At 44.7% G+C, this 14597-nt stretch carries 12 protein-coding genes; 7 read left to right on the top strand and 5 right to left on the bottom strand.

The window, feature by feature from the left end; all coding sequences use genetic code 11:
* Window positions 1-50 precede the first annotated feature (50 nt).
* Window positions 51-1067 (top strand): catalase family peroxidase, encoded by a 1017-nt coding sequence (locus DOE51_RS10425; protein ID WP_142696504.1) that lies wholly within the window; start codon window positions 51-53, stop codon window positions 1065-1067.
* Between the two features lies 1 nt (window position 1068).
* On the opposite strand, the gene DOE51_RS10420 is transcribed toward DOE51_RS10425, so the two are convergent.
* Window positions 1069-1608 (bottom strand): hypothetical protein, encoded by a 540-nt coding sequence (locus tag DOE51_RS10420; protein ID WP_142696503.1) that lies wholly within the window; start codon window positions 1606-1608, stop codon window positions 1069-1071.
* A 165-nt stretch (window positions 1609-1773) separates the two neighbouring features.
* Complete coding sequence (locus DOE51_RS10415) at window positions 1774-3717, bottom strand: methionine--tRNA ligase (RefSeq protein ID WP_142696502.1); 1944 nt, start codon at window positions 3715-3717, stop codon at window positions 1774-1776.
* 111 nt (window positions 3718-3828) lie between these two features.
* On the opposite strand from DOE51_RS10415, the gene DOE51_RS10410 reads away from it, so the two are divergent.
* Complete coding sequence (locus DOE51_RS10410) at window positions 3829-4008, top strand: hypothetical protein (protein ID WP_142696501.1); 180 nt, start codon at window positions 3829-3831, stop codon at window positions 4006-4008.
* A gap of 1 nt (window position 4009) precedes the next feature.
* Here DOE51_RS10410 and DOE51_RS10405 read toward each other — a convergent pair whose 3' ends face one another.
* Entirely contained in the window at window positions 4010-5251 is a 1242-nt protein-coding gene (locus tag DOE51_RS10405) for a cupin domain-containing protein (protein WP_246845030.1), read from the bottom strand.
* A gap of 180 nt (window positions 5252-5431) precedes the next feature.
* On the opposite strand from DOE51_RS10405, the gene DOE51_RS10400 reads away from it, so the two are divergent.
* On the top strand, window positions 5432-6646 hold the full coding sequence (locus tag DOE51_RS10400) for a class I SAM-dependent rRNA methyltransferase (RefSeq protein ID WP_142696499.1): 1215 nt from the start codon (window positions 5432-5434) through the stop codon (window positions 6644-6646).
* A gap of 15 nt (window positions 6647-6661) precedes the next feature.
* On the top strand, window positions 6662-6958 hold the full coding sequence (locus DOE51_RS10395; protein ID WP_142696498.1) for a chorismate mutase: 297 nt from the start codon (window positions 6662-6664) through the stop codon (window positions 6956-6958).
* Window positions 6959-6975: 17 nt separating this feature from the next.
* Here the strand turns inward: DOE51_RS10395 and DOE51_RS10390 are convergent, their stop codons facing one another.
* Window positions 6976-9561: a U32 family peptidase gene (locus DOE51_RS10390; protein WP_142696497.1), complete on the bottom strand. Its 2586-nt coding sequence runs from the start codon at window positions 9559-9561 to the stop codon at window positions 6976-6978.
* A gap of 176 nt (window positions 9562-9737) precedes the next feature.
* On the opposite strand from DOE51_RS10390, the gene DOE51_RS10385 reads away from it, so the two are divergent.
* Both DOE51_RS10385 and DOE51_RS10380 read left to right on the top strand, forming a co-directional pair.
* Complete coding sequence (locus tag DOE51_RS10385) at window positions 9738-10418, top strand: hydrolase (RefSeq protein ID WP_142696496.1); 681 nt, start codon at window positions 9738-9740, stop codon at window positions 10416-10418.
* Window positions 10419-10586: 168 nt separating this feature from the next.
* A complete protein-coding gene (locus DOE51_RS10380) occupies window positions 10587-11288 on the top strand; it encodes a helix-turn-helix domain-containing protein (RefSeq protein WP_142696495.1) in 702 nt (233 codons plus the stop codon).
* 10 nt (window positions 11289-11298) lie between these two features.
* On the opposite strand, the gene DOE51_RS10375 is transcribed toward DOE51_RS10380, so the two are convergent.
* Window positions 11299-13707 carry a tail fiber domain-containing protein gene (locus tag DOE51_RS10375; RefSeq protein ID WP_246845029.1) on the bottom strand — a complete coding sequence of 803 codons (2409 nt, stop codon included), beginning with the start codon at window positions 13705-13707 and terminating at the stop codon, window positions 11299-11301.
* Window positions 13708-13887: 180 nt separating this feature from the next.
* On the opposite strand from DOE51_RS10375, the gene DOE51_RS10370 reads away from it, so the two are divergent.
* The gene (locus DOE51_RS10370) at window positions 13888-14454 is read left to right on the top strand and encodes a cysteine hydrolase family protein (protein WP_246845028.1); all 567 of its coding nucleotides are present in this window, start codon (window positions 13888-13890) and stop codon (window positions 14452-14454) included.
* Window positions 14455-14597 lie beyond the last annotated feature (143 nt).

The raw sequence follows: 14597 nt of genomic DNA, 5'->3' as shown, positions 1-14597 counted from the left end.
GCCCCAGCTATCGCTGAATAAGATGCTCGACGGATACCATAAATGCTTTAATGAACCTTATTGTGGAGGTTCCAATGGTGTCGCGTCTTTTATTTTCGTGTTCAATAGGTCTTCTTTCTTTTTCAGTTTTTGCCACCGAGGTAAAATCATCCTCTGACGCCAAAGTATCCCCCGTCGATATTGTGAATCAAATGGAAGCGAATGGCAGTCACACCGGTTTTCGCAGAAATCACGCAAAGGGTTTGTGTGTCGAGGGAATTTTTAAAGGGACCAAGGAAGCGCGCGAACTGAGTTCCTCAAATATCTTTTCTGCTTCGGCAGTTGAAGTCATAGGTAGATTCTCGAATCCAGGACCAAATCCAAATTCACCAGATAACGCTCCGATGCCGCGTGGTTTTGCAATGCAGTTTCGTCCAAGTAAAGGTGCGAGTTCAAACATGTCGATGTTAGATGTGCCGTTATTTTCCGTAAACACACCTGAAGCATTTCTTGAATTATTAAAGGTCAAAACACCGGAGCAAGTCGCGGCTTTTAAAGAAAAGCATCCCGAGTCGGCACCGTTCTTTGCTTTTATTAAGGACTTCGGCGTGCCACAAAGTTACGCGACAGTGGATTATCACAGTCTTCACGCATTTAAATTCACGAATAAAAAAGGCAAAGAGCAATTTGTGCGCTGGAATTTCATTTCAGATCAAGGAAATCATTTTTTAACTGTCGATCAAGCGAAGGCAAAATCCGCAGACTTCTTATCTAAAACTTTAGAAGAAGAACTTAAAAAAGGCCCCGTCACGTGGAAAATGGAAGCTATTCTTGCCAAAGACGGCGATAGCTTGACTGATCCCACAGTCGAATGGAAAGGCGAGCATAAGAAAGTTCAGTTGGGCATGTTAACGATTAAGAAAACCAGCGGTAATGGATCGAGCAATTGCGATCTTATTAACTACGATCCCAACAATTTGGCTGAAGGAATCGCTCCCTCAGATGACCAAATCCTGCGCTTCCGTTCACCAGCTTATGCAATCTCTTTTGGTAAAAGGGTTAGCGAACAAGCGCAGAAAAAACAATAAGCTAAAATCTTTTACGTAATACGATAAAAGGGGAGCCATCACCAAAAAGAGTGAACGAGATGCTAAGATCATCAGACGAGTAAATATTCTGATCGGCCACGGCGACGAGATCTGCATGGGACGGATGTAGATCGTAAGCGTATTCTTTAAAAACAAAGATGGAAGCCGCCGCAGAGGCTGCAATCAGTGGAGGTACGCCAATAGAGCGTAATGCCGCATCTACGACCTTTACAATAGAGGCATGGCACCAACGGTTGGCAATATCGTCGTGATTGTGGCGGGACGTACACGCACCCCCATGGTCGTCGCCATTCATTTTAAGAATTTCTTGTTCCGAAAATCCAAAAACTCGGAAAGTGCCGTCAGCATCTACTAACTGGACTTTAACAATGGCAGATTCGTCAGCTCTTTTTGGTACGAAGTCTCTTTGATTGGCGCGCGCATTGATCCAGTCAAAGTTTGCTTGAATGCGCTCATCGATTTCATCATGCGGTGGAGTAGATTGTGCGAATACTGAAGTACAAAAAAATAAAACGCTCATAAATATAATTTTCATAGAATCCTCGGTGCATGAGGTTCTAGAAAAATAACGAAGGTAAAACAAGAGCTCGAGGATTAGAGTTTAGAAAGCTGCGCTGAATGTAATAAAAAAAGAGCACTGGGATCAGCAGTGCTCTTTAAAAAGTAAACTATTGGAATTATAAACCTACGTATTTTCAGTCGCTTCAGGAACAGCAGGGAAGTACACGCCTTTAGGGTTGATAACATGACCAGCCGGAATGCCTGTGCCCAGTTCTTCAGCGCGGAAAACGTCTGCTGGTAGATTCAATGATTTACGTAGCTCTTCCATTGTTGAAGGAACGAATGGTGCCAACATAATCATTAAGTTCTTCAATACATAGAAGCATGTGTACAAAGCATCTTTTCTTTCCGCTTCAGGCGCACGGTCGTCGTGCGGCTTGAACTGCGTAAAGAGCGAGTTGATCTGACGGGCATAGTTTTCCACTTGGCCCAATAAAATCGCATAATCGCCTTTTTGCATAGAGCGCAAATACATTTGCACCAGCTTCACAGTTTCAGCTTCAACTTTGCCGATCAATTTACCTTCTGGAACTTTGCCACCGTATTTTGAGTGACATGCAGAGATTGGCTTTTCGAAAGCGGCATTCATTGGACCAGCCAAGAATTTATTTCTTTCAGCGAAGTGCTCGAAATCGAAGTTTGAAGATTTCACTGGCAAGCTTAATAGCGCCAAGAAATAACGAACTTGATCTGGAGAATACCCCATCTCTACCAACTGGTCGCCAGTGTAGAAGTTGCCCTTCGACTTACTCATTTTTTCGCCGTTTACCATCAAGTGATAGCAGCTTAAAATTTCAGTCATTTGCAAATCGCCTTTTTGTGGCAACTCAAGGGGATTGTTTTTGTGACCCAACCACATTGAACCTTGCATGATCACATAGAAGAACACGTTGTCTTGTCCTAGGAACTGCACAACTGTGGCTTCAGGATCACACCAGAAGTCTTTGTATTGTTCGGGATTGCGACCAGATTGCTTCAACGCCACTTGCGTGAATACGATCGGTGCAATCAATGAATCCGGCCATACGTAAAGAGTTTTACCCTTCATGTCTGGGTCTAATTCTGCAGGAACGGGAATACCCCAAGACACGTCACGCGTGATCGGACGAGCGGCCCAGTTCTTCGTTTCTACAGAAGGAATGCCTGCGGCTTCCAAAACCTCTTGGCCTTTTGCAAGATCCGCTTTTGAATCGAAAAGACATTCGACTTTTTTACCAGCGACATAACGAGATTTATGTTTTGGTAAAGTGTCTTTGATTTCTTTGTATTTAGGTTCGTGCACGTTTTCAAAACGGCAGCCGATCAAAACAGTGTTTGTCACTTCTTGTACAACAGCCGCACGCCATGCTTTTTGTTTTGTCTCAATCCATGTTTTCAATGGATCAGCGACTTTCCACATGTCCAACCACCAGTGAGCCGTATCACGCAATTCAGGAATTGCGTCGCTCAACTGACTGCGTGGATCTTTCAATGTTGTCGGATCATATTGGGCACCACACACGTCGCATTCATCAGAATACGCCTCGGTATTGCCACAGTTCGGGCATGTGCCGCGAACAAAGCGGTCTTGTAGGAAACGATTCATTTTTGAATCGTACCATTGCTTAGTGATGCGTTTTTCAAGCAGACCGTTGTTAAACAAACGACGCAAGAAATCTTGTGAATATGCTTCGTGCGCTGGATATGTTTCCGGGCGTGATGTGCCTGTGAAGATATCCGTTTGAATTGAATATTTTTTTAGAGTGTCTTTTTGTTGTTCATGAATTGTATCGATGAATTCGCGAATTGTTTTGCCAGCTTTAACTGCCGCCACTTCGCTTGTTGAACCGTGATCGTCGTTACCGTTCACGAATAAAACATTTTCGCCACCGATCAACATACGCATCCAACGTGCATAGATGTCCGCTGGAACATGGGCGCCAGCCAAGTGGCCCAAGTGTAAAGGACCGTTTGCGTAAGGCATGCCTGCCGTAACAACAACTTTCTTTGGCTTTTTGAACATGCTAAGAACAGACTTAACATCTGTTGGTGGAGTGAATTTATTTTCGCCTTTTGGACCTTGTTGCATAAAGAACCTCTAACCTCTTACTTTATCGAAAATTCAGAGGCAGCGCCGCCTTTAACTTCATGCATCAAAGGTTTTAAGTAAGAAGCTTTGTGAGTGCAGCAATATGCTTCCTTGAAAAAGGTCCGTGTTCTTGGTTTATTCACTCCAACATCACAAGGGAGAGTCATGAGTCCTGAAGAAAACTTAGAACAGGAAAATCTAGAAAGCCGCAAAAAAGCGATGATGGTCCTTGGGTTGACTTTCATTCTGCCAATTGTTTTTACGCTTATTGCTGTGTGGATCTACATCTAGATTATTTTGCGGTACTGAGGGCGCCAGCATCCGTGAGGCTTTGCAAAGCGTGAAGATCCTGTTTTGCTTCGGCACCTTTTAAAAACTCACCGATCACAACCGTGTCACCGTTGTTCAGGGCCTTCACGAGTTTAAGAAGACCTTGAGCTTTTGAACTTTCAACCACGACTCCGCCGAAACTAAAAAAGAATTTATCTTTTTTAGTCAGACTTTGCTGCCATAATATTAATGATTTTTCACTGCGCAAGCGAACTTTCGATTTCAATGACAGCTTCATATTCACGCGCGGGATGTTCTTAAATCCTTGCAGAGAAATATGCTTCATCCAGGACTTTAAGAAGGTTTCCTGAAGTTCTGAAGTAGAAAGATTTTTCAGCAGGGCGATGGATTGTTCGTAAGCCTCAGGCAACTCCGTCACTTCGCCTGATTTTTCATGCAAAGTTTTAAACGGAGTTGTCACACGGGCACCCGCGATACCGAGCTTTGCATCCAAAAGATCATTCAAGGATTGTGCAACGAGCTCTTTGTGCGGTTGATCGACCCATACGCCTAAGCTCCAGGTCGCGCTAAACGAGCCATCTGATTCCGCGATATGCCAAGCCGATGATGGCCAGTAAGAAATATCACCGGGCTTCACTTCCAAAAGCTGCGAAGCTTTTTTGTGTTTGTCATATTTAAAGGCGCGGTCGAGTGCTGGATTTTTCTTAGCGTAAGCCGAGGTCCAGAGCCTGAAACGTTTCACGCCAACCACTGGAAAACTGAAGACTCCGCAGGAGTCAACGTGAACTCCAAATGGAGTTTTGCGGTAGTTGCCTAAGTAAAGACCAATTTCTGAAAAACGATTTGGAAATCCGACATGACGATAAAGTTCGTTTGTGAATTCAGTCAGCAGGTGCTGTTTTTTACCATTCACTTGCAAAAGTTCGTCGCAAACCAAGCAGTAATCAGAAAATAAAGACTTCATGCGCTCGTGATAACCCAATAAAGATGTGTCCTCTTTTTCGGGCAGAACTTGCAGGACGTCTTCGGCCTCGGCCTTAAAGCCATCGATATAGAATTTAAAGCCGGTAGGATCGTTAAGTTCGCGGCAGCGGTCGCTGTAAAGAACCAAAAGATTGAAGATTTCGGCATCACCCATTTCCAATAAGCCAGACTTCACATTTTTCAAAACTAGGGGCTTCTTTTCCCAATGATTCTTTGCAAAATTTTGCCAAAATTTCTGATCAAGCTGTTTCTGACTCAAAGGGCACTCCAAATGGAAATAGGGTCGTTCAGAGAGTCGGCGAGAATGATCTGTGAGTCAAATAATGAGCCCTAAAAACACCGCAAGTGATGTAAATTTCTCAAGGCCCTGGAAGGCCCGCAGAACCTCTTGTGGCCGAGCGTAAATTAGCTTAAATATTCACTCTCTGGAGACCCGCTAATGAAATCTGCCCCTATTGCTTTTCAAGACCCTCAAACGATCGAACTTAAGCGTGACGTGACTAAGCACCTTAGGCAGGGGCACCGCTGGATTTTCGCGAATTGTTTCGATGAGGGTCGTTCTTTAAAGTCGGGCATTCATCTTTTGAACTATAAGGGTGAAACCTTGGCCTTGGGTATTTGGCAAAGCGATACTCAATTGCGTTTCCGCGTTTTGGTTTTGGCTGAGGAGCCGATCTTTAGACGCAACAACATGAAGCGCACTTTGGAACTTTATTTTGAAAGCCAGTGGCGTAAAGCGGTGGCCATCCGTAAAACTTTCGATCTTTCTGTTACGAACTCATTTCGTTTGATTAACGGGGAGGGCGATGGCTTCCCAGGTTTGATCGTTGATATTTACAACGACACAGCGGTGATTAAACACGATCATCCGATCATGGAAAAGACTTGGAACGCGCAAGCTATTGCCGAGCAAATCCAGGAATCGTTCCCGCAAATCAAATGCGTTTATCTTAAACGCCGTAATGACGCTGATGAGAAGGGGACGAACATCATTGGGACGCTTGCTCCAGAGGTTCAGTTCTTGGAAAACGGCGTGCTATTCGCTTCGAATATCCGTGATGCCGCAAAAACAGGATTCTTCCTTGATCAACGCGATAACCGAAAAATGATTCAGTCCTTCGCGAAGGATAAGACTGTTTTAAATCTTTTCAGCTACACAGGTGGGTTTTCAATTTTCGCTGCTAAAGGTGGCGCAAAAGAAGTGACCAGCGTTGATATCGCTAAAGTGGCGATCCAAGCGGTTGAACGCAATTTTGAAATCAATAATCTACAAACGGTTCATCACGATATCGCGACAGATGCCTTTGCTTATCTTGAGCAATTGAATACTGAAAAGAAACGCTACGATCTGGTTATCACAGATCCACCAAGCTTTGCGCCCAATGAAAAATCAGTGGAGCAAGCGAAGGCCGCTTACGCGAAAGTCTTCTCGAATTCCATTAAACTGGTAAATCAGGAAGGTCTGTTTGCGGCAAGTTCGTGCTCAAGCCACATCTCTACAAAAGTATTCATGGAGATCTGTCAGGAGGCTTTTTCACGCGCTCGTAAAAAGGGGACGTTGATTTATCAAGGTGGACAGCCGGTCGATCATCCTTACCCTTTAGCGATGGAAGAACTTCGTTATTTGAAATTTGCGCTATTCCGTTTGGACTAAAGAAGGATCCTCACTGTGAGTAATATTCCAGAGCTTCGCCAAGAAATTGATCAGATCCACAAAGACCTTCACGCATTGTTGTTGCGCCGTCGCGAGCTTACAATGGCGATTTGGAAGATCAAACAAGAGCAAGGTCTGCCATTCTTCAATGCCGAACGTGAAGAGCAGATTGTCGCTGATTTTATGAAGATGGGTATGGGCGAGGGACAACCCCAGGACCCGCAGTTCGAAGAGCTTCTAAAGGGTGTTATGAACTCTTTGTTGCGTGAATTCGAAAAGTATTTGAAATCCAAATACTCTCCGAAATCTTAATTTGAAAGTTCTGACTTCTATTTTGGTGTCACAGAAGTCGGAACGAATCTTTTTCTGCTTTGATATTCTTTTTCGCGTTGGAAATGGCTTTCAGAAAGACCATAGCTTTCAACGTCGCCAAGATCTTTGATCAACGAATCTAAATCTTTTTTACCGTTAATGAATTCCAAGTGAGCTTGGATTTTCGTTATCAATTCAGCACCACGCTCTTTCAGAGCTTCATAACGAATAAAGCCAAGACCGAATGATTCCCACTCTTTAACGTAACGAGCGGCTGATTGCGATGTGCCATTGTACATCGTATTGCGACACTCTTGGTCTGGTTTGATTTGGTGCCAGTTGCCGAATTGGTCTTTCAATTTGACGTCGTGTTTTTCACAAGGCTTACCACAGTCTTTAAAGCTTGAACCTTTGCTTAGGAAGGCCGCGAACACACAGTGCTCCATGTGGAAGCTTGGCATGTATTGGTAAGCAGTGACTTCAAAGCGCTCTGCTTGGCCAGCTTGAATCAATTCACTGACTTGCAGGTGATTCAGGTCGTAACCCAAGCAAAGACTTGAAATGCCTTTATCCAAAAGATATTTCGCCGTCAGGTGGTTTGCGACGTTCAAGCTAAAGTCACCAAGGATTTGGCCTTGGTAGTTGTTGGCTTGCAGGTATTGAACCGCGCCCAAGTTACGAGCCAAGATAGCATCGGGATTTAAGTTCAACAGATGTTTCACATTGCGATGTTCGTTAGGTTTTAAAATACGAGTCGTCGCAATACCCACTTTGAAGTTTTGTTCTTTCAAAGCTTTCAAGCTTGGTTCGAAGTCTAGACCGAATTCAAAATCCAAGATTGCAAGATTGATATCAGTGGCAATCAATTGTCCTGATTTCACAGCATTGGCGACGTCTTCAACTTGGCCTTTATCGCGCAATAGAAGATTCAATTTAACGCCAGGCTTAGATGATCCTTCGATCTTCTTCGCATTGATCCACGACATTGTTTCTGTCAATGTCGGCAAAACAGGAGTCGTCCCATTTTGAATACGCAAGTCTGTCAGTTCTTTTACCAACTGCTGACGTAATTCTTTAACTTGGCGGTTTGGTAAAAATAAAGGTGTTGCAGGATCAATGTGGCATTCAAAGCTTTCGCCACGGAAGGGGCTACCCATCAAAGCAAAAAGCTCTTCTTGTAGATCTGCGGCATTCAAGCCTTTGTTCTTAGCAGCCTCGCAAATATTTTCTGATGAAGCTGAAACCGTATATTTGCCATCTGTGTAAGTCACAGTTAAAGGTTTACCCAAAGAGGCTTCAGCACGAATAGAAACGGGCAGACGTTTTTTTCTTTGTTTGTCTTCAACACTCAAAGAAACATCACGCTTAAGGTCTTTGTCGTGATTGTAGAATACGCGGGCGCCATTGAAGACTTCATCCATCACGATATCGCGCGAGAATTCCAATTCAAAGCGACGAGCTGACAAAGACTTCACCGCAAAGACGAAGCCGCCTTTTTCAACGCTCTTGCCATTTTTATCTGCGTAGACCCAAAGAATACCATCACCAGGCTTAATGAAATCAGCTTTAAGACCTTGAAGGATGGTCATGTCAGTCAAATCCACTTCAAGAGAATTTTCGTTCACGCGTTTGATCTTGCCGAATTCAAAACCACGGTGTGAGCTGAATGTGCCTTCAACAAGTTCTTGGTGATTTACACCATGGAACCAACCACTATAAAATCCGCGAGAGAATGCGGAACCCATTTGTTTTTTAAGAAGGATGGCCTTTGAAAGATCTTGGCCCGCTTGGGCTGCTTCAATCGCTTCGTCGAAACTGCGTGCAGCAGTGGCAACGTATTCAGGAGTTTTAAGACGACCTTCGACTTTGAAGCAGTCCACACCGGCTTCAAGCAATTGCGGGACTTCGTTGATACCGCAAAGATCTTGCGGAGAAACCAGGAATGACTTTCCGTTAAGATCTTTTTTCTCGCCGTCGACATGCATTTCGTAAGTGAAACGGCAGCTTTGTGCACACTGACCACGATTGGCAGAACGACCGCCGATACCTTCAGATGTAAAGCATTGGCCAGAATAGCTTACGCACAAAGCTCCGTGCACAAACACTTCGATTTCTTTCGTCGTGTTTTGTTTGATAGCTTGAATTTCTTTAATTGAATTTTCACGCGCTAGAACGAAACGTTGAATGCCCAAATCGTCTAACCATGTGATGGCTTCTGCATTTGTGACACTCATTTGTGTAGAAGCATGAATGCGCTGCCATGGTGCCATTTGACGAATCAATTGCACCAAGCCAAGGTCTTGAACGATGAAGGCGTCGGGTTTAAGCGGAAGAATTTTTTCTAAAACTTCAACAGCACTTTGCAGTTCGTTTTGGAAAATTAAAATGTTGAATGCAAGGTTCACCTTCACGCCGTGAAGATGACAAGTGTCGATGATGTCTTTAACTTCTTCGATTTGGAAATCGTGACTGCGCCCACGGGCATTAAAACCGGGAACTCCCATAAAGATCGCATCGGCTCCGTTATGGATTGCTGCCAAAGCCATGTCTTTAGTACCAACGGGAAGTAACAGTTCAGGGCGCTTTAAGTTCTTATTTTCCATGGCCTTTTTTACCAGTGTCGGGGACAACCTGAAAGGGGAAATCTGACTAGATAGGGGGAAAAGGGAAAAAATATCTGGTTTTTTAATGTGCCTGCCAGCAAATCGATCATATCCGAGCTTCCCTATTCCTATAAGTGCTTTAACGTTGAATTAAAACCAACCAAAAAGGGCAGATTATGGCGCAATCGACTCCTATTCGTGATCCTAAAAACGACAGTTTGTTAACCCCGCAAAATTCCGTTTTTGCCTTTATCGATTACCAGCCAGAGCAGTTTCATGGACTCCATTCCGGCAGTAAAGAGCAGATGATGTTGAATATCGTGGCTCTGGGTAAAATTGCGAAGGCGTTCGCTGTGCCCACGGTCTTAACGACAGTGGGGGTGCAGATGGGTGTGAATGCGGCTACAACCCCGGAACTCAAAGCAGAGCTCGGTGATATTGAAGAAATTGATCGTACAACTCTGAATTCCTGGGAAGATGCAGATTTCCACTCTGCGATCAAAGCGACGGGCCGAAAAAAAATAATCATCGCGGGCCTGTGGACAGAGGTGTGCGTAGCGTACCCAACGTTAGATGCCATCAAAGAGGGCTATGAAGTTTATGTGGTGGTCGATGCCATCGGTGGAGTGACGAAGACTTCCCACGATTCAGCGATGGAACGCATGATTCAAGCCGGAGCAAAACCAATCACTGCTTTAGCGCTAGCTTGCGAATTACAACGGGATTGGTCGCGCGGTCATGGTGATACACTTCGCAAAATCGTGCAGTGGTATTTCCGTGAATATAGAAATCTCGAGTCAGAAATTCCATTACGAAACACGGGGCATTCGCCCGAAGCGAATGCCCATCTTTCTTAAGTAAATAAGAACCTTCATCGCCTTCATAGGGTAAATATGAGGGCGAGTGAAATCTCATTCACGATTGCGCCAATGTTGGCGTGGGCGATAGTACGGGAAAGGCCTAGAATGATTAGGTGTCTTAAGTTTTAGACCAGAGATTTCAGGGAATCTTAATAAGATAGTTTTATGGAATTTTGTGCTATTAAAAAAATTGGTTATATTCTTCGTTTCTATCGTCGCCAAAAAGGCCTTTCACAAATCGACATGGCAGAATCCTTGGGGGTCTCAAGTCGGAATTACCAAAGACTTGAACTGGGGGAGGTCGAGCCTCGGCTTGAAACTCTTTCGCGAATTTCGAAAGTCTTAGATATTTCGTTATCGTCCTTAATACGAGTGACTGATTCTGAAAATCTTTCGATCGGAGATCTTGCGACTGCAAATGAGCAGATGCAATTTCGTGATCTCAATCTGCAAACACAATCTTCAGATCAAGATTTGCAATTGGCCGAGCGTTTGATCGCCAAAGATCGCCTCGATCTTCCGACGTCAGAATTGAGCGCACAGTTAAAAGGCACGACCGCGAACTTATCAGATAATTTGGCAAAGCTTGTTGGCGCTTCTGCAGCACAAATTGATATTCAGCCTTATGTTCTGGAAGGCTCTGCGGTGGAACGCTGGGAACTCGTGTTTCGTATGAATTTAAAGCGAGCATTGATTCGAAATTCTTATCTGTTTCCGAACGGATTTATTGTGTTCGAAGAATATCATCACAGCTTAAATCCAAATCCTGACAATCCAACTTCGGAAATTTATATTCGGGACATCACGGCACGACATAATCTTGAGATATGGTTGGCTCAACAGCGCTTAAAGAAAGCATTCGCTTAGGAAATTTATGCTATTTGTTGTTAATTGCTTTTTCTAAGCGATTCAGACGTTCTTCAAGATCTGCATTCTTTTGTTTAAGGCCTTCATTTTCCGAAGCCAATTTACGAAGCTGTTCATCATGCCCCAGGTATATGCCGTAAAGTTCTTTAACGGCATTGATCAGTGGCGCCACAAGCTCTGAGTAAGAAACGGATTTATATCCGTCATTCGCAGTTTGCACGGCTTCAGGAAATACTTTTTCCACTTCTTGCGCAATCACGCCCATATCGCGAGTCGTTTTAAATTTCTGATCTGGGAATTCCTCTGTACGCCAATCAAAAGTCACACCACGAAGTTGCGAGACCTTCTTAAGTGCTTCAGGAATCTCTTCGATATTTTTCTTCGCACGAATATCCGACCACGAGGAGGCATTTGAAGTAGAACGGAAACTGCCATTCACATCAAGCGTGTATTGCGGCGTCGTCGTTTCGATACCGACGTTTCCTGAATTAGGCTCCGTGGTAAAAGCATATTTAGTAGTAATCGTACCAGCACCTGTGGGCGCGCGAAGTCTGATGCCAGTGTATGTTGTAATAGAGTCATAGGCCGTCGTTGAAGCCTTAATTTCTATGGCATTCGCTTCGGTAATAGTAGAACCACCGGCAGCAACACCGACTAAAGAAACTTGCGCTGTCACCGCATTCATTTTATCTGAAGTGGGAAGGCCGGCTTGACCATTAATTTCAATTCTTCCCCACAGAGCGGTTTGTAGTCCCGTGATGTTTGCGGCTCCAATGCCAGGGTTCACTCGCCCCATGACGCCATAAGAAGTTCCGGTGAAGCCTGCCGTGTTGGTCACCGTTCCGATGCCAGACACAGCACCTTGCTCGCCACCTTGCGTGTAGGATCCACTAATAGTGTTATCAACACCCATGGCGGGCATGGAGATGCTGCCAGCTGCAGTTTGATTTTGCGAGACAGAGACGGTGAATCTCCCTGTTCCCCATGAGCTTGTTGGGCCATAATAGCGTGAATCAAAGCGGAATTCCCCAGGGGTCGAGTTGCCGCTGCCCATACTTCCTAAATAGATAGAGTTATCTTGGATCCTCAATCTCTGCGTGCCACCTGTTGCAAAAGCAATTTGGTTGTTGTTAGGGCTGTACATACCTGTCGATGGCGTGCTCGTGAATGAATAAGTCGGGGCGCTCGCTGTACCACTGCTACCTAAAAGTGGATACGTGACTCCACCAATAAGATCAACGTAAGCCGAGCCACTTTGTGAGACTTTAAATTTCTTCGCAGTGGAATCAAAATAAATCGTTCCCTCATTCGTTCCAGATACCGACGGTGCCGCGATTTCTGGTAGAACAACTGAAGATGGCAGTCGTGCTGCGGGAATTGTACCTGTTGCAATCGCGGCGGCGTCTAGACCTGCGATGTTTGTGCACGTAAAGGCATCTGTCACTGCGGACCAAGTCAACGTTTGCGAACTTGTGCAAGCAGAAGAAAATTGTGAAAGTCCCGTCGAAGTTTTTAAATCATCGACTCCGAAATAGATGGGCTCAAGTTCAGTTCCACTGAAGCGATAGACCTGACCTGTTTGTGGAGCTGTTGTTGCGACGGCGACACCCTGAACTTTGGCGACTGTGGGATTCGGAAGTGTTCCTGTCAGATCTCCGCCCAGTGCTGTTGAAGATTGAAATGCACCTGTGATGCGTGAATCATTTCCTTGGGCAATAGTTCCAGCTGTTGTTCCGAAATTTGCAGAGACTGTTTTTGTTGTTGTGCCCGTGACGTTAATTCCAGTGCCAGCCACGACGTCTGCAATAACACCAGTGCCGCCAGCATCCGTCACGCAGGTGAAAGAGCTGCCGTTAAAAAACACCACCTGTCCAGCGCTGCACGCTGTCGCTGGTAAAATATTTGTGCGCACAAAATCGGTCGCCGAATAGCTGCCTAATTTCGCCGCGGTTGCCGCAAACAATGAATAGGGCACAGAGCGAATCTCATTGTCCGGAGAAATCAGATTCCACCCAATGCCGTCGTGAAATTTCACGGTCAATCTGCGTGATTGATTCACAACAGGACCCTTGCTGCTTGCGACGTTATTGTTTGCGTCGGCACAATCCAATGTTTTTGTATTATCGAAAATATCTTTTAGTCCGACGCTTCCAGAAGTTGGGAACAGCTGTGTGCCGGTTCCTAGTGGAACATCAAACACACCTTTTGAGTTGGTCATGTTGACGCCATTTTTCTGCTCGCGATAATAAACACAAAGTCCGTCTTCAGATTTGATTTCGAAAAGAAAACTAACGTCATTGTATTCTAGTGGCGAACCATCAGACCCAAGAATGCGCCCTTGATAAGTCAGCGTTGTCGGAGACGCGAAAGCATAAGAAACCATACAAGATGAAAGACAAAAAAGTACGAGTCTGATCATAGAGTTCTTCTCGGTCTTGGTTGCTTCTTGTTTAAGAGAAAAGGACTCAATGAGAGGGATGATCGCAATAAAATTTATTCTCGCGTCTTGTTTACCATTATTAAATCGGTAATATTCGACTCGCCTTATCAAAGGTGAATCTGATTGCGAGATTCCATTCGGATTAACTAGAATAAGTTTATGAATTGGAAAGAGGCATTTATGGTTCAGTTAGAAAATATCCAGACGGAAAAGACCGCGTTGTTGATGATGCATTATCAAGCGGATGTTTTTAAAGTGCTCGCAAATCATCTTCCTCAAGATATGCTTGAGCGTGCGAATGCTCTGGTGCAAATGTGGCGACAAAAGGGTGGTCAGGTTGTCTTTGCGAATCTTGCTTTCGGTGCAAACTATGAAGCCGTTCATCCCAATAATCTTTTAACTTTGAACGTTAGCAAGGCTGGTATCTTTCGCGAAGCGAACCCGCAAACAGTCTTAAAATCCGAAGCTCAGGATTGGCATTACTCCTGCCCACGAGCGAGCGTTTTTTATGGAACGACTTTAGATCAAGATTTACGTGCTCGAGGAATTAATTCACTTGTGATGGCTGGCATCGCAAGCAGTGGAGTTCTGTTTTCAAGTGTGGCGTGGGCAAGTGACGCCGACTATCAACTCTATCTGGTGCGTGATTGCTGTTTTGATCCAGACACTCAAGCACACGAGGCGTTGTTTCGTACCAGTTTCGCGACTCGCGCGAAGATTTTGTAGGGGTAAAAATGGAAAAGGCCCGATGGTTTACCATCAGGCCTTTATTGGTTGCGGAGGCAGGATTTGAACCTACGACCTTCGGGTTATGAGCCCGACGAGGTTAAAATCATAAACCCGCGAAATATTTAAAATATATTAATGAT

Source organism: Bdellovibrio sp. NC01, assembly GCF_006874625.1.
Classification (GTDB): Bacteria; Bdellovibrionota; Bdellovibrionia; order Bdellovibrionales; family Bdellovibrionaceae; genus Bdellovibrio.
Note: the sequence above shows the minus strand (reverse complement) of the source record. Positions and strands in the feature narration are given on the sequence as shown.